Annotated in this window: 17 protein-coding genes and 1 pseudogene; 9 read left to right on the forward strand and 9 right to left on the reverse strand. The window is 59.6% G+C overall.

Going from position 1 to position 19,077, the window contains the following annotated elements:
* The first annotated feature begins 110 nt into the window (after positions 1-110).
* The 3 genes from AC0J41_RS02810 (at position 111) to AC0J41_RS02820 (ending at position 2,860) form a co-directional block, all read left to right on the forward strand.
* Complete coding sequence (locus tag AC0J41_RS02810) at positions 111-893, forward strand: class II aldolase/adducin family protein (RefSeq protein WP_025109421.1); 783 nt, start codon at positions 111-113, stop codon at positions 891-893.
* Positions 893-1,795 carry an alpha/beta fold hydrolase gene (locus tag AC0J41_RS02815; RefSeq protein WP_473014506.1) on the forward strand — a complete coding sequence of 301 codons (903 nt, stop codon included), beginning with the start codon at positions 893-895 and terminating at the stop codon, positions 1,793-1,795. The genes AC0J41_RS02810 and AC0J41_RS02815 overlap by 1 nt, the downstream gene beginning before the upstream one ends.
* Positions 1,796-1,948: 153 nt before the next feature.
* Positions 1,949-2,860 (forward strand): SDR family oxidoreductase, encoded by a 912-nt coding sequence (locus AC0J41_RS02820; protein ID WP_473014507.1) that lies wholly within the window; start codon positions 1,949-1,951, stop codon positions 2,858-2,860.
* A gap of 51 nt (positions 2,861-2,911) precedes the next feature.
* On the opposite strand, the gene AC0J41_RS02825 is transcribed toward AC0J41_RS02820, so the two are convergent.
* The 3 genes from AC0J41_RS02825 to AC0J41_RS02835 form a co-directional block, all read right to left on the reverse strand.
* Positions 2,912-3,169, reverse strand: a complete 258-nt coding sequence (locus AC0J41_RS02825; protein ID WP_025109418.1) for a hypothetical protein — start codon at positions 3,167-3,169, stop codon at positions 2,912-2,914.
* On the reverse strand, positions 3,166-5,190 hold the full coding sequence (locus AC0J41_RS02830) for an S-type pyocin domain-containing protein (RefSeq protein WP_473014508.1): 2,025 nt from the start codon (positions 5,188-5,190) through the stop codon (positions 3,166-3,168). The genes AC0J41_RS02825 and AC0J41_RS02830 overlap by 4 nt, the downstream gene beginning before the upstream one ends.
* A 533-nt stretch (positions 5,191-5,723) precedes the next feature.
* A complete protein-coding gene (locus AC0J41_RS02835) occupies positions 5,724-6,518 on the reverse strand; it encodes an IclR family transcriptional regulator (protein WP_025109416.1) in 795 nt (264 codons plus the stop codon).
* Between the two features lie 165 nt (positions 6,519-6,683).
* Here AC0J41_RS02835 and hmgA point away from each other — a divergent pair, with 165 nt between their 5' ends.
* The 4 genes from hmgA to AC0J41_RS02855 all read left to right on the forward strand — a co-directional run bounded on the left by hmgA (position 6,684) and on the right by AC0J41_RS02855 (position 11,474).
* Complete coding sequence (hmgA, locus tag AC0J41_RS02840; protein WP_025109415.1) at positions 6,684-7,988, forward strand: homogentisate 1,2-dioxygenase; 1,305 nt, start codon at positions 6,684-6,686, stop codon at positions 7,986-7,988.
* 3 nt (positions 7,989-7,991) lie between these two features.
* Complete coding sequence (gene fahA / locus AC0J41_RS02845; protein ID WP_473014509.1) at positions 7,992-9,296, forward strand: fumarylacetoacetase; 1,305 nt, start codon at positions 7,992-7,994, stop codon at positions 9,294-9,296.
* Between the two features lie 12 nt (positions 9,297-9,308).
* Positions 9,309-9,944, forward strand: a complete 636-nt coding sequence (gene maiA, locus AC0J41_RS02850; RefSeq protein WP_473014510.1) for a maleylacetoacetate isomerase — start codon at positions 9,309-9,311, stop codon at positions 9,942-9,944.
* Positions 9,945-10,103: 159 nt separating this feature from the next.
* Positions 10,104-11,474: an MFS transporter gene (locus AC0J41_RS02855; RefSeq protein ID WP_025109412.1), complete on the forward strand. Its 1,371-nt coding sequence runs from the start codon at positions 10,104-10,106 to the stop codon at positions 11,472-11,474.
* Between the two features lie 186 nt (positions 11,475-11,660).
* Here AC0J41_RS02855 and AC0J41_RS02860 read toward each other — a convergent pair whose 3' ends face one another.
* Positions 11,661-12,464 (reverse strand): SirB1 family protein, encoded by an 804-nt coding sequence (locus tag AC0J41_RS02860; RefSeq protein WP_473014511.1) that lies wholly within the window; start codon positions 12,462-12,464, stop codon positions 11,661-11,663.
* A 172-nt stretch (positions 12,465-12,636) separates the two neighbouring features.
* Between AC0J41_RS02860 and AC0J41_RS02865 the strand changes: the two genes are divergently transcribed.
* On the forward strand, positions 12,637-13,656 hold the full coding sequence (locus AC0J41_RS02865; RefSeq protein ID WP_025109410.1) for a Glu/Leu/Phe/Val dehydrogenase family protein: 1,020 nt from the start codon (positions 12,637-12,639) through the stop codon (positions 13,654-13,656).
* 151 nt (positions 13,657-13,807) lie between these two features.
* Here AC0J41_RS02865 and AC0J41_RS02870 read toward each other — a convergent pair.
* The 5 genes and pseudogenes from AC0J41_RS02870 to AC0J41_RS02890 form a co-directional block, all read right to left on the reverse strand.
* Positions 13,808-14,062, reverse strand: a pseudogene (locus tag AC0J41_RS02870) (YebG family protein); the annotation flags it as partial.
* 187 nt (positions 14,063-14,249) lie between these two features.
* A complete protein-coding gene (locus AC0J41_RS02875; RefSeq protein ID WP_473014512.1) occupies positions 14,250-15,020 on the reverse strand; it encodes an SDR family NAD(P)-dependent oxidoreductase in 771 nt (256 codons plus the stop codon).
* A 13-nt stretch (positions 15,021-15,033) separates the two neighbouring features.
* On the reverse strand, positions 15,034-16,182 hold the full coding sequence (locus tag AC0J41_RS02880) for an oxidoreductase (protein WP_473014513.1): 1,149 nt from the start codon (positions 16,180-16,182) through the stop codon (positions 15,034-15,036).
* On the reverse strand, positions 16,179-17,423 hold the full coding sequence (locus AC0J41_RS02885; RefSeq protein WP_473014514.1) for an AfsA-related hotdog domain-containing protein: 1,245 nt from the start codon (positions 17,421-17,423) through the stop codon (positions 16,179-16,181). Before AC0J41_RS02885 ends, AC0J41_RS02880 begins: the two co-directional genes overlap by 4 nt.
* A gap of 135 nt (positions 17,424-17,558) precedes the next feature.
* Entirely contained in the window at positions 17,559-18,113 is a 555-nt protein-coding gene (locus AC0J41_RS02890; protein ID WP_473014515.1) for an acyl-homoserine-lactone synthase, read from the reverse strand.
* 155 nt (positions 18,114-18,268) lie between these two features.
* Between AC0J41_RS02890 and AC0J41_RS02895 the strand changes: the two genes are divergently transcribed.
* On the forward strand, positions 18,269-18,988 hold the full coding sequence (locus tag AC0J41_RS02895; RefSeq protein WP_025109404.1) for an autoinducer binding domain-containing protein: 720 nt from the start codon (positions 18,269-18,271) through the stop codon (positions 18,986-18,988).
* The last annotated feature ends 89 nt before the right edge of the window (positions 18,989-19,077 follow it).

Below are 19,077 nucleotides of genomic sequence, written 5' to 3' on the forward strand. Positions count from 1 at the left end.
TTGCTGACTCGTTCAGTCATCAAGCTGGCTGGCAATGCAACTACGTGAGTCCCGGGAGCTGACTAGACTGCTGACACGTGCCAGACAACAAGAACGCAGAGGTGCATACAGTGAGCGTAGCCCCCGTCCAATCGTCCCTTAATGTCAAAGACCAGGTCAGTGCCGCGGAATGGCAGACCCGGGTCGATCTCGCCGCCTGTTATCGTCTGGTCGCGCTGCATGGCTGGGACGATCTGATCTTCACCCACATTTCCGCCAAGGTCCCGGGCACCGAAGATTTCCTGATCAATCCGTTCGGCTTGATGTTCCATGAGATCACCGCGTCGAGCCTGGTCAAAGTCGATCAGGCCGGCAACAAGCTCATGGACAGCCCTTATGAAATCAATCCCGCCGGTTACACCATTCACAGCGCCGTGCACGAAGTGCGGCACGATGTGGTGTGTGTGCTGCATACCCACACCGCCTCGGGTGTCGCAGTGTCGGCGCAAAAGCAGGGCGTGCTGCCGATCAGTCAGCAGTCGCTGTTCGTGCTGTCGAGCCTGGCCTGTCACGCCTATGAAGGCGTGGCGCTGAATCACGAAGAAAAGGCCCGCTTGCAAGCCGATCTGGGCGAGAACAATTTCCTGATGCTGCACAACCACGGGTTGCTGACCTGTGGCGGCACCATCGCCGACACGTTTCTGATGATGTTCACCTTCCAGCGCGCCTGTGACATTCAGGTCATGGCGCAGACCGGTGGCGCTGAACTGATCGCCATCGAACCGCAGATTCTCGCGGGCGCCAAAGCGATGATTGCCGGCGTCACCAAAAGTGCTCAAGGCATGGGTGGCGCGCTGGCCTGGCCGGCGCTGCTGCGCAAACTCGATAAACAAGACCCCGGATATAAACTCTGATGCCTCTTGCCGAGATTCCTCTGTGTGTCTGGCGCAAACGCAGCCGGACGTTTGTCTTTCGTGGCCAGTCGATCCGTTACTGGACGGCGGGGCAGGGTGAGCCGCTGCTGCTGATCCACGGTTTCCCGACGGCCAGTTGGGACTGGCATTACCTGTGGCAGCCACTGGCCCAGCGTTATCGGGTGATTGCCTGCGACATGCTCGGTTTCGGTGATTCGGCCAAACCGTTGAATCACAGCTACAGCCTGTTGGAACAGGCCGACCTGCAGCAAGCGTTGTTGGTGCATCTGCAGGTCGAACAACCGATCCATGTGCTGGCCCACGATTACGGCGACAGCGTTGCCCAGGAGTTGCTTGCCCGGCATTACGAAAACCAGATCGAAGTCGCCAGTTGCGTGTTCCTCAACGGCGGGCTGTTCCCGGAAACCCATCGCCCGGTGCTGATGCAAAAGCTGTTGCTCAGCCCTTTGGGCTGGATGATCGGCCGTGCCTTCACCCGTGATGGCCTGGTAAAAAGTTTTCGCCAGATCTTCGGTCCGCAGACCAGCCCCACGGAAAGCGAGCTGGATGATTTCTGGAGCCTGATCGAGACCCATCGCGGTCCGCGCATCATGCACAAGCTGATCAGCTACATTCCCGAGCGCCGGGTGCAGCGCGACCGCTGGGTGACGGCCATGCAGCGCGATGAAGTGCCGCTGCGGGTGATCGATGGCGAAGTCGATCCGATCTCCGGTGCGCACATGGTCAAGCGTTACCGCGAGTTGATTGCTGACGCCGACACGGTGTTGTTACCGGGCATCGGCCACTACCCGCAGATCGAAGCGCCGGTTCAGGTGCTCAAGCATTATCTGGCGTTTCGCGAGCGCCTGGAGTTGCCGCCGCGCAAGGTCGCGTGCTCGTGATGACACCGGGAGGAGTTTGCTCCTCCCGCCACGCTGCTCATCATCCCCCTGCCTTATCGCCCACCATTCAGCCCCAGCCGTGTTCGTTGTGACCCAAAGCCCCGTGCCTGACACTCGGGGTCATTGTCCCTCGGCCTGCTGGAGTTGCCCCCGATGAATGAGTCCGTACGCTTCGAAGATAAAGTCGTGATCGTCACCGGAGCCGGTGGTGGCCTGGGTCGGGCGCACGCTTTGCTGTTCGCCCGGCACGGCGCCAAAGTGCTGGTCAACGACCTTGGCGGCTCGACCCAGGGTGAAGGTGCCAACGCCTCTGCCGCTGATCGCGTGGTGGCGGAAATTCGTCAGGCCGGCGGTATCGCCGAGGCCAACCACGACTCGGTCACCGACGGCGACAAACTGGTGCAGAACGCCCTCGATGCCTTCGGTCGTGTCGATGTGGTGGTGAACAACGCCGGAATTCTGCGCGACAAGACCTTCCACAAGATGGATGACGCCGACTGGGATCTGGTCTATCGCGTTCACGTTGAAGGCGCCTACAAAGTGACTCGTGCCGCATGGCCGCACCTGCGCGAGCAAAACTATGGCCGGGTGATCTTCACCGCTTCGACCTCGGGCATCTACGGCAACTTCGGCCAGTCCAACTACGGCATGGCCAAACTCGGCCTTTACGGGCTGACCCGAACCCTGGCCATCGAAGGTCGAAAGAACAACATCCTGGTCAACGCCATCGCGCCCACTGGCGGCACGCGCATGACCGAAGGCCTGATCCCGCCGCAAGTGTTCGAACAGCTCAAGCCAGAACTGGTCAGCCCGCTGGTGGTGTACCTGGCCAGCGAGCAGTGCCAGGAAACGTCCGGTTTGTTCGAAGTCGGAGGTGGCTGGATGGGCAAGGTGCGCTGGGAGCGCAGCCTCGGCGCCGGGTTCGATCCTCGGGTGGGTTTCTCGCCGGAAGATGTGGCGGCGCGCTGGCAGCAGATCTGCGACTTCGAAGGCGCTGCGCACCCGAAGGACAATATCGAGGCGTTGAAGGAAATGATGGCGAATTTGCAGAAGTATTCGCTTTAGGCATGCAGGGCCACCCGGCTTCCAGATAATTGCCGGGTGGCTTCTTGTTGATTACTCGTAGCGCTTTTCCGTCACGAACGTCGGTGCTATCCAGTTCGGACCTTTAACGGTTTTCCCATTCGCATCAATAGAAAGTACTCCGTTTTTGAATAGCGAGTTGTAAGTGTCCATCAATATGCCTTCTGAAATTACCTCGGTGCGATATCGTCCATACATATTGTCAATGCGCATCGCCGGCCACATCAGGGCAAAGAGTGAAATTACCTCGGACACGGGCTCATTTCTGATTATTTTTTCGACAGTGTTCATTGGCCAAAACTCCTGATGTCTTTTTCGTATTCTCTTTGATCTTGCATATTCATCGCATTAATGGCGCCCTCGGTATAGAGAAGTGTCAGTTCGCTGCCGAGCTTGTAGTCTTCCAAGGTCGCCGTGTGCGCGTTGTTCCATATTGGGGACTGGTCGGAAGGTGATGTTTCGTCGCTGTAACCGAATACCCTGTAACGCTCAAGTTCTCTTATTTCATGAGTGTAGTAGCGCAAGTCTGTATCAGTAATCTCCCAGTACCCACCCAGTATTTTTTCCAGACGTTCAATCATGATGTCGTTGGCATCCGATTGGCTTAAGCGGGCGGTGTGCAGTTTTACCGCATCGATCCCTTTGCGAGTAATGGCAGTCGCACGCCAATCCAGATCAAGTATCGATCCACCCGCTTGCTCCGGATTGAATGCTCGGCCACTGAATTTACCTTTGACGGTGGCACCCTCATATGGACTGCTGAACACCACATACAGCGGTGCAATCCCCGAGTCGTCCGGAAAGACGATGATGAAACGCTCCCAGCCCTCCACTACGATGGGATGCAGATCCAGGCGTCCTTCAATGGGAATGATCGAGGCGCCGCTGTATGGCGTGATCGGCGTTTCAGCGGACGGCAGGAGAGTGGAACTGTTGTCCGGTGTGACTGCTGGCGTCCAGGTCAGGAAATCGTCAGGCGAACCCGGCATGGCAATCTGGTAAAGATCGCTCTGCCCGTTGTAGTCGGCGCTCAGCACGGGAACATCTGTATGAAGGTCGAATCCGTCGGTGGTAACAGCGAACACTTCTGTGCCGCTGCCGATGGATCTGAAGCCCAGTCCTACTGGAAGATCCACGGAGCCCTGACGATCGGCGATCTCTCGCAGGGTCTCGGTGTTTTCCATTGTCAGTTCTGCGAGCGGCACGCTCATCACGAAGCGTTCGCCGTTACCCAATCGAGATGGCATCAGCAGTGCCGCGAAACCGAGGAGCGCTGAGCCCAACGCTGCAGTGCTGGCTGCAGTGACGATTTGCACGGCAGAGCGCAATGCCGTTTGTATCGCGAGGCCTTTTTCGGGTGAGAGTGTTATGGCCGTCGCGGCGATAGCAAAGCTCGGGCCCGAAGTAGCAATGGCTGAAGCAGGAAAGACGCTGCGGATTTCAAGTGTTGCCAGTTGCCGATCGAGTTTCAGTCGCTCAGCTTCGATCCTGAGCAATTCCGCCTGCCGTTCTGCTTCGGCCAAAGCTGCAAGCCGCGCGTTTTCGCGAGCCTGCAACTGAGCCAGCGCCTCGGCCTGCGCTTTGGCTTGGGCCTGGATTCGGGCCTGTTCGGCGGCAATACGTTCTGCCGCCAGTCGCGACTGTTCCGCCGCTTGCAACATCGCCAGGGTATTTTGCAGGTCGGTCGTGCGCTGGTTGAGTGACTGCAGAACGTGGGCCGCCACGCGGGCATCATTGGCTGCCTGCAGCGACCTTTGCAGCGCTTGCATGGCGATGCCATTGGGCCCCGGCCATTTCTCCATCGTCGTGGCTTTGACCATGAATTCGTTGACATGCCGATTGAATGGATCGCCGCCATAAAACTCATGGGCTGTCACCGTCTTGCGGTGAAACTCGTTTGCCTTGCGTTGGGCCAGTGTGTGCAGTACGCCAAGCTCCCTGATGATGGACTGCACGGGTGCCAGTGGATGAGTGGCGCCTTGGGATCGGACGGTTGCAAGTTCGCTTTCAATGGCATTAGGTAGTTGGCCAAGTCTGTTTTGATAGTCCTGCTCGAGTGCCTGATTAGTTGTACGTATTTTTTGCAGGTTCTGATTGTAGGCACTAACGCCGTGACCGATTGGACCGGCGCGATTGTCATTCGAAGTGCGTGGGCCAGGCCGCATATGGTCAGGCGCCACACCTTTTATTTCGAGTGCGGTATCGATTTCAAGAAAACCTGGCCTGGAAGTATTGGGCGGCTTCGGTGGGTTTTGCATATTCATATCCTTTTGAATGTGCGTAATGAAGTTGTGGTGCTGTGGCATAGCCATGCCGCTGACAAGCGACCCTTGTTGTCAGAGGATGTTTGAATCGTTTTAAGTTACAACAAAGCCTGAGTTAAGAAGTCTGATAAGTTCGTGAGTTAATGCTTGTTGTCTTGAATGAACTTTCGAGGCTTTGGAAAAGGGCGGGGTCCTGTACTTCTTTGCAATAAGAAGTTTCTGATGGAATCTTCGGATATTTCTTGTAGGACGGGATGCCTGCTTTTCAGCAGGCATAAAAAAGGCCGCTGCAAACGCAGCGGCCAAGGTAAGACGTTGGATCAAGGAGCTACAAATCAACGTCAGTGAACACCGGGGCGATAAATCGACGATTCGACTCATCTGAAATCGGTCGGCGCATGGCGCGAATTGCTCAGCGGCCAGGGGCTTCGTGCTTTGCGGCATGTGCCGTGAAAGCCCGCTCAGAATAAGGACTTGAGCCCGAAGGAAAAATAGCGATTCCGGACATGCACTGTTACGGGGCATGCAACAGTCGTGTCCGGCTGCGGCGGTGCATCACTGAATGGATGGCGGCCTTTGCGTCAAGGTCGCAGGTCGTCGGCCTGGTAGCCCATTCGCCAACTGACCGCACGCGCCGCTGCCAGCAAGCGCTGGGCAGCAGGGCCGTTTTCGTCGGCGTGGAACAGCGAGGTCGGGCCGACGATGGTCAGCACGGCGGCGATCTGTCCCACCGCGTTGAACACTGGGGCCGACAATGCATCCACGCCCGGCATCAGCAAACCGTGCACATGATGCAGGCTGCGGGTGCGGATCTGTTCACACAGATCCGCATAGATTTTTTCGTTGGCCAGCGGATGGCCGGCGACGGCGATTTCCTGCTCGCGCAATTCATCGGTTTCCCGATGCGGCAGATAGGCGCTGAACACCAGCCCGGTGGACGAACTGAGCAATGGCAGCACCGAACCCAGTTGCGTAACCACTGTCACCGCGCGCACTGCGGGTTCGATGTGCACCACGGTCGCGCCCTGATTGCCCCATACCGCCAAAAAGCAGGTTTCATTCAACTCGTCGCGCAACTCGGATAAGGGCAGGGCGGCGACTTTGAGCACGTCCATACTGTTAAGCGCGGCCAGGCCCACGCGCAGCGCTTCACGGCCGAGGCCGTAATGGTTGGTGGCGGCGTTCTGTTCGGCAAAGCCGCTGGCGATCAGTGCCTGAAGATAGCGGTGCACCTTGCTTGCCGGCATCTGCACATGTTCGGCCAGACGCGACAGCGAGGTGGAGGGCGACAACTCGGCCAGAGCCTTGAGGATGTCGGTGCCGACCTCGGCGGAGCGGACTTTCTGTTTGCCGTTGCTGTCGCTGGTTTTTTCCATGGTGCGGCCGGGATCCGAAAACGAATGGGCGTCTTTATAGCTTGACGCTGGATAGCGAGCAAATTACGTTATGCGTAATCGAATTACGACAATAACAACCCCGGCGTGCCGAAACCTCTGAGCCAGAGTGATGGGCCACTGCCGACTCCCTGTTCAGGAGGCTCCATGAACCTCGATTCAAACGCGTCGGAGCTGGCGTACCAGTCCGGTTTCGGCAACGAATTCAGCAGTGAAGCGTTGCCCGGCGCCTTGCCCATCGGCCAGAACTCGCCACAAAAAGCCCCGTACGGTCTGTACACCGAATTGCTCTCCGGCACCGCGTTCACCATGACCCGCAGCGAAGCGCGGCGCACCTGGATGTACCGGATTCAGCCGTCGGCCAATCATCCGGCGTTCGTCAAACTTGAGCGGCAACTGGCCGGTGGGCCGTTGGGTGAGGTGACCCCCAATCGCCTGCGTTGGAATCCGCTGAAGATGCCCGACGAGCCGACCGATTTCATCGACGGCCTGGTTGGCATGGTCGCCAACTCGGCGGCGGAAAAGCCTGCCGGCATCAGTATCTATAACTACGCCGCCAACCGCTCGATGGAGCGGGTGTTCTACAACGCCGACGGCGAACTGCTGCTGGTGCCTCAACTGGGACGGCTGCGCATTGCCACCGAACTCGGTGTGCTGGACGTGGCGCCGCTGGAGATCGCCGTGCTGCCGCGCGGTTTGAAGTTCCGCGTCGAACTGCTCGATGCGCAGGCCCGTGGCTACATGGCCGAGAACCATGGCGCACCGCTGCGCCTGCCGGACCTGGGGCCGATCGGCAGCAACGGTCTGGCCAATCCGCGAGACTTCCTGGCCCCGGTTGCCGCTTATGAAAACCTGCAGCAGCCGACGACGCTGGTGCAGAAATTCCTCGGCCAGTTGTGGGGGACCGAGCTCGATCATTCGCCGCTGAACGTGGTCGCCTGGCACGGCAATAACGTGCCGTACAAATACGATCTGCGTCGTTTCAACACCATCGGCACCGTGAGTTTCGATCACCCGGATCCTTCGATCTTCACCGTGCTGACCTCGCCGACCAGCGTGCATGGCCTTGCCAATCTCGACTTCGTGATCTTCCCGCCGCGCTGGATGGTGGCGGAGAACACCTTCCGTCCGCCGTGGTTCCACCGCAACCTGATGAACGAATTCATGGGCCTGATCCAGGGCGAGTACGACGCCAAGGCTGAAGGCTTCGTGCCCGGCGGTGCGTCCCTGCACAGCTGCATGAGCGCCCATGGCCCGGACGGCGAAACCTGCACCAAAGCGATCAACGCCGAGCTCAAGCCGGCGAAAATAGACAACACCATGGCCTTCATGTTCGAAACCAGTCAGGTGCTGCGCCCAAGCCGTTTCGCCCTCGACTGCCCGCAACTGCAATCCAATTACGACGCCTGCTGGGCCACGCTGCCCGCCACGTTCGACCCGACCCGGAGATAACCCATGACTCAGAATTCCATCACCCGCAGCTGGGTTGCTTCGGCCAACGGCCATACAGATTTCCCGTTGCAGAACCTGCCGCTGGGCGTTTTCAGCCTCAAAGGCTCGGCGCCGCGCGCCGGTGTAGCGATCGGTGATCACATTTTCGATCTGCAGGTGGCGCTCGAAGCCGGCCTGTTCGACGGCGCCGCTCGCAGTGCGGTCGAAGCCATGCACGGCGGTCTGTTGAACGCCTTCTTCGACCTCGGTCGCGAAGCCCGTGTAGCCTTGCGCTCGCGCTTGCTGGAATTGTTCAGCGAGGGCAGCAGCCACCGCGGCGCTATCGAAGCCCAGGGCGCAAAACTGCTGCCACTGGCTACCGATTGCCAGATGCACCTGCCGGCGCGCATCAGCGATTACACCGACTTCTATGTGGGCATCGAGCACGCCCAAAATGTCGGCAAACTGTTCCGTCCCGACAACCCGCTGCTGCCGAACTACAAGCACGTACCGATCGGTTATCACGGTCGCGCCTCGACGGTACGTGCCTCCGGCACCGACGTACGCCGCCCGAAAGGCCAGACGTTGCCGGCTGGTGCGAGCGAGCCGACGTTCGGCCCTTGCGCACGCCTGGACTACGAACTGGAGCTGGGCATCTGGATCGGTCAGGGCAACGAAATGGGCGATTCAATTGCCATTGGTGACGCTGCTGAGCACATCGCCGGTTTCTGCCTGCTCAACGACTGGTCGGCCCGCGATATCCAGGCCTGGGAATACCAGCCGCTTGGGCCGTTCCTGTCCAAGAGTTTCATCACCAGTGTGTCGCCCTGGGTGGTGACAGCTGAAGCGCTGGAGCCATTCCGTACTGCGCAACCGGCGCGTCCTGAAGGTGATCCGCAGCCGTTGCCGTATCTGTTCGACAAGCGCGACCAGGCGGGTGGCGCCTTCGATATCGAGCTGGAAGTACTGCTGCTCACCGAAGCCATGCGCGAGCAGAACCTGCCGGCCCATCGCCTGACCCTGAGCAACACCCGCTACATGTACTGGACTGTCGCACAAATGGTCGCGCACCACAGCGTCAACGGATGCCAGTTGCAGGCCGGTGACCTGTTTGGTTCGGGCACCTTGTCCGGTCCGCAAAGCGGTCAGTTCGGCAGCCTGCTGGAAATCACCGAGGGCGGCAAAAAGCCGGTCGAACTGGCCTCCGGCGAAGTGCGCAAATTCCTCGAAGACGGTGATGAAATCATCCTGCGCGCGCGTTGCGCCCGTGACGGTTTTGCCTCGATCGGCTTCGGCGAATGTCGTGGCAAAGTGCTGGCGGCGCGCTGACAGGAGCGGCTTATGGATCTCTACACTTACTACCGCTCCACTTCGTCATATCGGGTGCGCATTGCCCTGGCGCTGAAGGGGCTCGACTACACCGCGCTGCCGGTCAACCTGATCGCGCCGCCCGGTGGCGAGCATCGGCAGGCGGCCTATCTGGCGATCAACCCGCAAGGCCGGGTGCCGGCCTTGCGCACCGATGAAGGCGAGTTGCTGATTCAGTCGCCGGCGATCATCGAGTACCTGGAAGAGCGTTATCCACAACGGCCGTTGTTGCCCGAAGACCTCGCCGCCCGCGCCCATGTGCGCGGTGTGGCGGCGGTGATCGGTTGCGACGTGCATCCGCTGCACAACGTCAGCGTGCTCAATCGCCTGCGTCAGTCGGGGCACGAAGAGCCGCAGGTGGTGGAGTGGATTGCGCACTGGATCGGTCAAGGATTGGCGACAGTGGAGCAGTTGATCGGTGACAGCGGTTTCTGTTTCGGCGAGTGGCCGTGTGTGGCGGACGTCTATCTGATTGCGCAGTTGTATGCGGCCGAGCGCTTCAATGTTTCGCTGGAAGCTTACCCACGGATTCGTCGGGTGGCGGCGCTGGCGGCTGAGCATCCGGCATTCATCAAGGCGCATCCGGCCAACCAGCCGGATACCCCTTAAAGCATCACGCTACTCCAATGTGGAAGCGGACTTGTTCGCGAATGCGGAGTGTCAGATACGGGGATGTTGGCTGACAAACCGCATTCGCGAGCAAGCCCGCTCCCACACATTGTCCGTGTTGCACCTGAAAAATCATAAAAACAAAACAGGTACCTTGCGATGCACAACCAGATTGCCAGCTTCCGGGCGGCACTCGACGCCCGTCCTGTGTCCCGCTATCAGTGGTTGCTCTTGATCCTCCTCGCCTTGCTGCTGGTCACTGACGGGTATGACGCCCAGGTGCTGGGTTACGTGGTGCCAGCACTGGCGCAGGACTGGGGGCTGGAAAAAGCCGCGTTCGGGCCTGTTTTCAGCGCCAACCTGTTGGGCTTGACCCTCGGTTCGCTCGCCGTGACACCGTTGGCCGACCGCTTTGGCGTGCGGCGGATTTTGCTCGCGTGCGTGCTGATCTACGCCAGCCTGACGGTGCTGATGGTGTTCGCCAATTCCCTGAACACCCTGATGATCGCGCGTTTCATCTGCGGCATCGGCATGGGTGGGGCAATGCCCAGTGCCATGGCCCTGATGTCGGAATACTCGCCACCGCGTCTGCGCACGTTGATGGTGACGTTGGCGGCCTGTGGTTTTTCCTTCGGGGGGGCGGCGGGTGGGTTTGTCGCGGCGGGATTCATCGACCGCTTCGGCTGGCAAGCGGTGTTTCTCGCCGGTGGCGTGACGCCGCTGCTGCTGTTTCCGTTCCTGTGGTGGATGCTGCCCGAATCGCTGCCGCGTCTGCTGCGCGACTCACCGCCCTATACGCGCTTGCGCAAGGTCACTGCGCGGATGCTGCCGGACTGGCAACCGCCGGCCGCTTCGGTTGAGCAGAACGAACGCGAGCAAGGCAGCAAACTGACGGTGGTCGAATTGTTCCGCAACGGCTACGCACGGCCGACCCTGCTGATCTGGGCGACATTTTTTGTCAGCCTGATTCTGTTGTATTTCATGATCAGCTGGCTGCCGACGTTGCTGCTGGAAAGCGGCCTGAAACTCAATGAAGCGAACCTGGTGACCTCGATGTTCCTGTTCGCCGGCACCGTGGGCGCCGTCTGCATGGCGTGGTTCGCCGACCGTCTGAAGCGCAAGGTACGGCTGCTCTGTGCGGTGTTGGCCGGCGCGGCTGTGTGCACGATTCTGCTGGGTTTGAACCACGACAACCCGCGTTATCTGGTGGCCTGCGTGTTTGCGGCCGGTTTCTGCATCATCGGTGGACAACTGACCCTGAACGCCTTCGCCAGTAACTTCTACCCGGCCCACGTTCGCGCCACGGGCACAGGTTGGGCGTTGGGCGTTGGGCGATTCGGTTCGATACTCGGGCCGCTGTTCGGCAGCATGCTGCTGGCGATGCACATTCCGGTGGCGCAGATTTTCTTCTTCTGCGCGATTCCAGCGGTCATCGCGGCGCTGTTGATCATTCAGGTGCGCGCCCCCTCGGACACCACGCACCCTCCTGTGGGAGCCAGCCTGCTGGCGAAGAACGATAACGCGGTCTGACTGGAAAAACGGCGGCGTCTGCTTCGCGAGCAGGCTCACTCCTACAGTGATCTGTGTGATGCAGATAGATAGGTTTACGCCAAACCCTGCGGGAGCCAGCCTGCTGGCGAAGAACGATAATGCGGTCTGACTGGAAAAACGGCGGCGTCTGCTTCGCGAGCAGGCTCGCTCCTACAAAAAAAGCGTTTAGTGGACCACGGAGTTCGGGGGCAGGTGGCCGAGGCGTTCGGTCAGGCGCAGGCGCTGGATCGGATCGTCACTGAGCATCAGCGCATGTTCCAGATCGAAGCGCTCGGCGTTCGGGCAGTCGAGGCGTTGGTACAGGCTGGCGCGGGCCAGGTAATCGGCCGCGCTGGCAGTGCCCAGTTGCAGCACGCGTTCGGCATCGATCAGCGCGGCGATGTAATCCTCATGCGCCAGATGCAACTGCCGCAGGTTGCGCGACAGGCGCTGGAGCATCTGCAGCGGCGTGGCGGTAGCCAGGTGATCGGCGTTGAGTTTGAGGTGCGCGCCATACTGGCGCTGCAACAAATCACGGCAATCGCTAGGGTACAGACGACGTCCGCCACAGGGGTCGAGCAAATGGTCGGCGCCGGGCACTCGCAGCAGGAAATGCCCGGGGAAGTTCACCCCGACTAAAGGAATCTCCAGACCGCGCGCCAGCTCCAGTGCAATCAGCGCCAGGGCCAACGGCTGCCCGCGCCGTGTCTGCAACACCTTGTGCAGCAAGGCCGCCTGCGGGCGCAGCGGCAGAAAATCGTCCTGGGCAAACCCCAGATCATTCATCCGCCGCAACAACGGCTGCGCCAGTTCGCTGACCGGCAACATCGGCAAACCGTAGCTGACGCGCTGCTGCAGCTCCTTGAAGTCTTGCTGCAACGCTTCGACATCGAGGCCTTTTTCGTGCTCGGCGGCCATCCACAGCGCGGCTTCGAACAGCGCGGGCGGTGAACGGTGCAGACACTCGAAAAAACGTTGGCGCGGGCTCATCTGAATCTCCGGGGAATGCCTCGTTTTAGCCCCGTCCGTGGCATTCGTCCAGTACCGACCAGGTTATGCCGCAAAGTCACCGTCGAGGCGGGCGCTTATTCCGGTGCGCTTCAGCAATTTTTGGGCGCAAGCCTATACTGGCGTCTACCAGAAGTGATTCGGGAGCCTGCCGATGTTCGCTCTCATGCAAAGCACTCGCCTGGAATCGCTGCACCTCAGCGTTGACCCGGTCACCGGGTTGAAGGCGGTCATTGCCATTCATAACAGTCGTCTCGGGCCAGCCCTGGGCGGTTGCCGTTATCTTGCCTATCCCAACGACGAGTCCGCGGTCGAGGATGCCATTCGCCTCGCACAAGGCATGAGCTACAAGGCTGCGCTGGCCGGTCTTGCCCAGGGCGGTGGCGTCGCGGTGATCGTGCGCCCGGCGCATGTGGAAAACCGCGCGGCACTGTTCGAAGCGTTTGGTCGCTGCATCAATCAGCTCGACGGTCGCTACATCACCGCAATCGACAGCGGCACCTCGGTGGCGGACATGGATTGCATCGCCCAGCAGACCCAACATGTCACCAGCACCACCTCGGCCGGCGACCCGGCACCGCATGCGGCGATGGGCGTGTTCACCGGGATTCGCGCTACGGCGATGGCGCGGCTGGGCAGTGACAATCTCGAGGGCCTGCGCGTGGCGATTCAGGGCCTGGGCAACGTCGGTTACGCACTCGCCGAGCAACTGCACGCGGCGGGCGCCGAATTGCTGGTCAGCGACATCGATCACGGCAAGGTGCAACTGGCGATGGAGCAGCTTAATGCCCACCCGATCGCCAACGACGCGTTGCTCAGCACGCCTTGCGACATCCTTGCGCCGTGCGGTCTCGGTGGCGTGCTCAACAGCCACACGGTGACGCAACTGCGTTGCTCGGCGGTGGCAGGCTCGGCCAACAATCAGCTGACGCATCTGGACGTGGCCGATCAACTGGAGCGACGCGGCATCCTCTATGCGCCGGACTACGTGATCAATGCCGGTGGCTTGATCTATGTCTCGCTCAAGCATCGCGGTGAAGAGCTGGGGACGATTACCGCACACCTGTCGAAAATCTGCTCGCGCCTGACCGAAGTGTTCGCCCATGCACAGGCCGAGAAGCGCTCGCCGGCACGGGTGGCGGATGAGTTGGCGGAGAAAGTGTTGTACCGCTGAGCTGTTCAGCGAGCATGAAAAAGGCCCCGAGCCATTTGACTCGGGGCCTGTTCAATTCAGGTAACGCTTACTTGGCCGCTTTCGCAGTTTTTGCCGGTTTGACCGGTGCTTCGGCAGACTCTGCCGGTTCAGCCACTTCTGCCACCGGCTCGGCCGGTGCGTTGATCAGCTCCGACAGGGCGTCAGGCTGACTCTTGAAGGCCTTGGCGAACACATCGCGATTCTTCGCCATGTAGATCCCGACTTCTTCAACCTGCTGCTCGTTCAGCGACGGAACGGCTTTTTGCAACACTTCGGACAGCATTTCGGCCAGTTCGAGCATTTTGTCATGACGGTCAGCTTCGGCTTTATCCATGAACAAGCGCTCCAGATCTCGGCTGCTGCGGTATACCACTTCGACGGCCATTCACCACCTCACATGCCTTCACATTTAGTTGTCTTGGCGACTACTGTATTTATATACAGCTAAAGGATAAGCGAATCCCTGCGCTTTGGGTAGTGGCTTTTCAATGTAGACCGGATTTGGCGTTTTTTCTGATTCCGGCGCCGAACAAAACGACCCGCGCATGGCGGGTCGTTCGGTTTTCTTGTGGTCAGAACTTGCCGCTGGCGTAGCCTCCATCGATGGGCATGATCACCCCGGTGACGTAAGCCGCCTGCTCGCTGAGCAGCCAGAGTACAGCGTTGGCCACTTCATCCGCCGTACCGAAGCGTTTCATCGAAGTCACGTTGATTTTGCGCTGGGTGTTTTCCGGCGCGGCCTTGAGGCGCGCCTCGCTGTTCATCCCGCCGAGAATCGGCCCCGGCGCGACCGCATTGACGCGAATGCAGCCACCCTCTTCGAGCCGGGCGTTTTCAATCGACGCGACCTGGGTCATGCCGTTGATTGCCTGTTTGCTGGCGACGTACGCCACCTGGCCGCCAATCGGCACGACGCCGGCGCAGGACGAGGTGTTAACGATGGCGCCAGTACCGCGAGTGAGCATGAGTTGCAATTCATGACGCATGCAGTGGTAGGTGCCATTGACGTTGATGTTCATCACCTTCATCCAGTCTTCCGGGCACGAGTCCGCCAGTGCGCCGTAACGTGCGGTGACGCCGGCATTGTTGAACGCGCAATCGAGTTTGCCGTAGACCGAACGAATGGTCGCGAAGGCCTGCTCGACCTGCGCCGGATCACCGACATCGCAGGCGATGAACCGGCAGTGTTCACCCAACCGATCGGCCAGGGCCGCGCCTTTTTCCTCGTCTCTGCCGAATACGATCACCTCGGCTCCCGCCCTGATCAGGCGCTCGCTGACAGTCTCGCCAATGCCGCTGGTGCCGCCGGTGACCAGGCATACTTTTCCCAGAAAATCGTACATGTGTCGCATCTCCTTATGCCAACGCGGGGCGTAAATATTTGGGGTTCACGCAGCAATACACGCGGTCCAGACGTGGGTTGCTTTTATCGCTGAAGCACTGGCTGTCCCATCGGCATTTATGGATGTCGGCGGAGCGGCCCTGCAGGGTTTTGTTGATCAGATCGTTGTCGGCAAACAGCGCCCGTGACATTCCCACCCAGTCGCATACGCCATCGGCCAGCAATTGTTCGGCCTTGTCCAGGCCATCGATGAAGCCGGCATAGCCCACCGGCACCGTCGACACGGCCTTGATCGCCCGGACGCCAGCTTGCAGGTACTCATCCATGGTCTCGGAATGCATGATCAACTGGCCGAATGTCGCACCCATGCACATCGAACATTCCAGCGCAGCGACACCTGCCTGGCAGAGGGCCTGGACGGTTTCCTTGATGTCGGGAAACTGCAGCCCTGCATCACCCAGGCGATCATCGATGCCGAGCCTGATGGTGACGATCAACTGGCCCTCGGTGCGCTCGCGAATGGCCTTGACCACCTCAAGCAGCAGGCGCGCGCGATTCTCTTCGCTGCCACCGTAGCGATCCGTGCGATGGTTGGTGTGCGGCGAGAGAAAACTGCTCAGCAAGTAGCCATTGGACGCTTGCAATTGCACCAGTTGCGCGCCGTTGGTCCAGGCCAGCCAGGCGGAATGGGCGAACTGTTCGATCACCAGGGCGATGTCGGTTTCGTCCATGATCCGCACCCGATAGTCCGGATCGAGCTTCGACACGCGCGGGCAGGGCACGCCACTGGGTGTCAGCACCGCAACGCCGGTGTGCGTGGTGGTGCCCTGACCGCCGTAATGCTGCAACTGCACACCTACCGGCGTGTTGACACGCCTGGCCATGGCGAACATGGCCTTGAGCGATTCGCCCTGATGCGCCTCGAACAGACCCAGGCCGGTGCTTTGCAAGCGTGATTGCGGCGAGACGGTGGCGTTGCACAGAAACGCCATGGAGCATCCGCCCTCCATGATGCCCTGATAGAACTCGATCATGGCGGGCGTCACACACCCGCTGTGATCGGCCAGGTCAACGCCCATCGAGGCGAAGAACAACCGATTGCGCAACTCCAGCCCGCCGGCAAGGTGCAGAGGCTCAAGCACATGGGGATAGCGCGACATCATGCTTCCTTCCTTTGCTCGGGCATGGCGCAGGCCTGGTCGAACGTTATCCACAGCGGCTGCCCGAGGGCCGCCACGGACGCTGGCGCCGTTTCTTCGTGGGAGAAGTAGGCGAACTGCTTGAGCACTTCGCGCCATTTGAAGCGCAGGGGTGAATCCAGTTCTGCCAGTTGCAGTCTGAGTGTGCCGGCATTCGCCGCATCGCTGACGTACAGCGACTGCAGTGGCAGGCTGATCATGCCTTCGCTGTCCAGATACAGATAGACGTGGCCGCGCTCGGATGCGTCGAGCGGGCTGTCGCATTGCACTTGCAAGCCGGCCATCGACAGCAACTCCAGGCGCGCAGACAGATGGCGACCGGAATCCAGGCGCACCAGCACTTCATGGCGGATGCCCTTGAGCGGACGGAACCAGCAGGCCGGGTCGATGCTGATGTTACGCATGCGCTTGAACACCGGCATCTTGATCACTTCGCCGTGCAGGCGGATGTCGGCCACCAACTCGCCGCGCTGGAAGAAGCGCGCACGCTTGTCGACCTTGCGCCCCCGTGGTGGCGCCATGCCTTCGTAATCACCGACGAGTACGTCGACCTGAAACGACGACTCGGTGTAACGGGGGAAGCTGGATAACAGGTCAACGATGGAAATCGACACTTCACCCCGGGCGTAGCCGCTGTGCTCATAGAACTGCGCGTACATTGCCTGGCGCGCGGCTTCGATCAGCATCAGGCCGGGAACGTGCTCGTGGTGTTTGCGGTAGAAGAAGTAGTTGGCGGTATCGTTGAACAGCGTGAAGTAGAGCAGGCCCTGCTGCGGGCAACCGTCGATCTGCTTCAGGACCTGGTGTACGCGTCGACGCTGAGCGAGGTCGAGCAAGGATTGCTGGCCAGGCAGTTGGGCCAGTTTGGCCTCGGTGCTTTCCAGTACCCAGGCGCCACTGAGAATCAGGTGGTCAGTGGCTTTTTCGTAGTTCGTCAGCAGCTCCGGCAGACAGTCCGACAGGCCCGCCTGTTCGAGTTCTTCGAGGTCGATGATCGTTGGCAGCGAGCGCAGTACCAGACGATTGCTGTCCAGACGATAGGCCTGATTGACGATTTCCAGATCCGCCGGATCAAGGTTGGCCTGCTGCACGATGGCGGCAGGTAGCCAGGCTGGCAACAAGTGGTGGGCGTCGTAAATCAGGACATCGTCATCATGGCCCTTGTGGACGATGTCTTTGGCAACTTTCCTTTGCATGTCGATCATGATCATCCCTCTGCGTTGAACGTTGGTTGTACTGCGGTTGCTATCCATGGCGTGAAATCGACCCACACCGATGTGAGCTGCTCGACGGCTGTCAGCAGCTTCACTGGATGTGCGCATGTGGTAGGCCGGGAAGGGTTACTGCACCGTGATGTAGCAGGCACCCAGGGTACGGTTGTCGAGAACCTGCGGCGGTGCCAGCCACTTGTAATCAATGCCGCCACGCTTCAACAGACGTCCGATCGCCACCGGTGAAACCGACACCAGGTGCGAGACGCCGCATGTTCTGGCGTATTCCAGAGTGGCCATGAACAGGCCGACGGTGTTTTCGTCGGACATCACCTGTTCGTTTTTTCCGCCCTCGGCATCAAGGTCCAGGGAGGTAAACCGCGACAGCTCCCAGATGTCGTCGCCGCACGGGGCAGGCGTGTCGCCGAGCAGCGAGGTGAACACCTCACTCAGCAGGTATGGTTGGGTGGTCGGCAGCAGGCGCGCGCAACCTTTGATGTTGCCGTCGTCTTCTTCAGCGACGATGTAATGGGTGCCACTGTGGTCAAACTGGTCGAACTCGAAATCGTCCGGTGTTGATAATTGCCAGCCGAGGCGTTCGACAAAGACCTGATAGCGATATTGAGCCAAGCGTTGACGCTTTATTGTCGTCAACTGGTCATAACGTCCTGACAAGTAATCCATCACAGATTCCGTTTAGTGATTGGTTAGGTGGCGATTAAAGTGCACACTGCGATCGCAGACTACCTGTCACCCTTGACAGCTAGCGGAAACATTTGGAAATATGCTAGGCATGTTGGCAAGAGGCCGACAGCAATAACGGTGAGAAAGGAATCTCTATGTCGTACTGGCAGGCCGAACTGTTGGAAAACGCCATGTCTGCAACGGATGTCGAATTATTGTTCGACAATATCAAGGCCGTTGCCAGGCAATTGGAGTTTGATTATGTGGCCTATGGTTCACGCAGGCTTTTTCCTATCACCAAACCTTGCCTGTTTCTCGCCAATAACTATTCCCCCGCCTGGCAAGCTGCCTATTCCGCCAATCGTTACCTGGAAATCGACCCTTACGTCATACGCGCAATGCGCAGTGTGAAACCGGTGCTGTGGGACGCCGAACTCAAGGCTCAGGCACCCGAATTCTGGCAGGAAGCGCAGTCTCACGGACTCTCGGAGGGCTGGGGGCAAACGCTGCTCAACAGCGAAACTCAAGGGCTGGTGACGTTTGCGCGGGGCGGCGAGACGATCACCGCGTTGGAACTCGAGACCAAACAGGCGGAGCTGTCGTGGCTGGCGCAGATTACCCATTTGGGCCTCACCCGATTACAGATGCGCGGGGCGGATGCTGTGCTGCCGGTGCCGATCGAGTTGTCTCTGCGCGAAAAGGAAATCCTCCAATGGACGGCTGACGGAAAGTCATCGGACGATGTTTCGGTGATCCTCGGCATCAGCAAAAGGACGGTTAACTTCCATATAAATCATTGCCTGAAGAAACTCGGTTGCCAAAACAAGATTGCCGCGGCGGTTAAAGCTTCTTTGATGGGGCTGCTCTGGAAATAATTACAACAGCCATTTATTAATGACTGCCTGGTCAATAATCGGGGTGAATGTGAGCAAGTTCACATGTTGATCCGGTTAATAATATTTCG

This window comes from Pseudomonas sp. Arb-4-2C, from assembly GCF_055755015.1.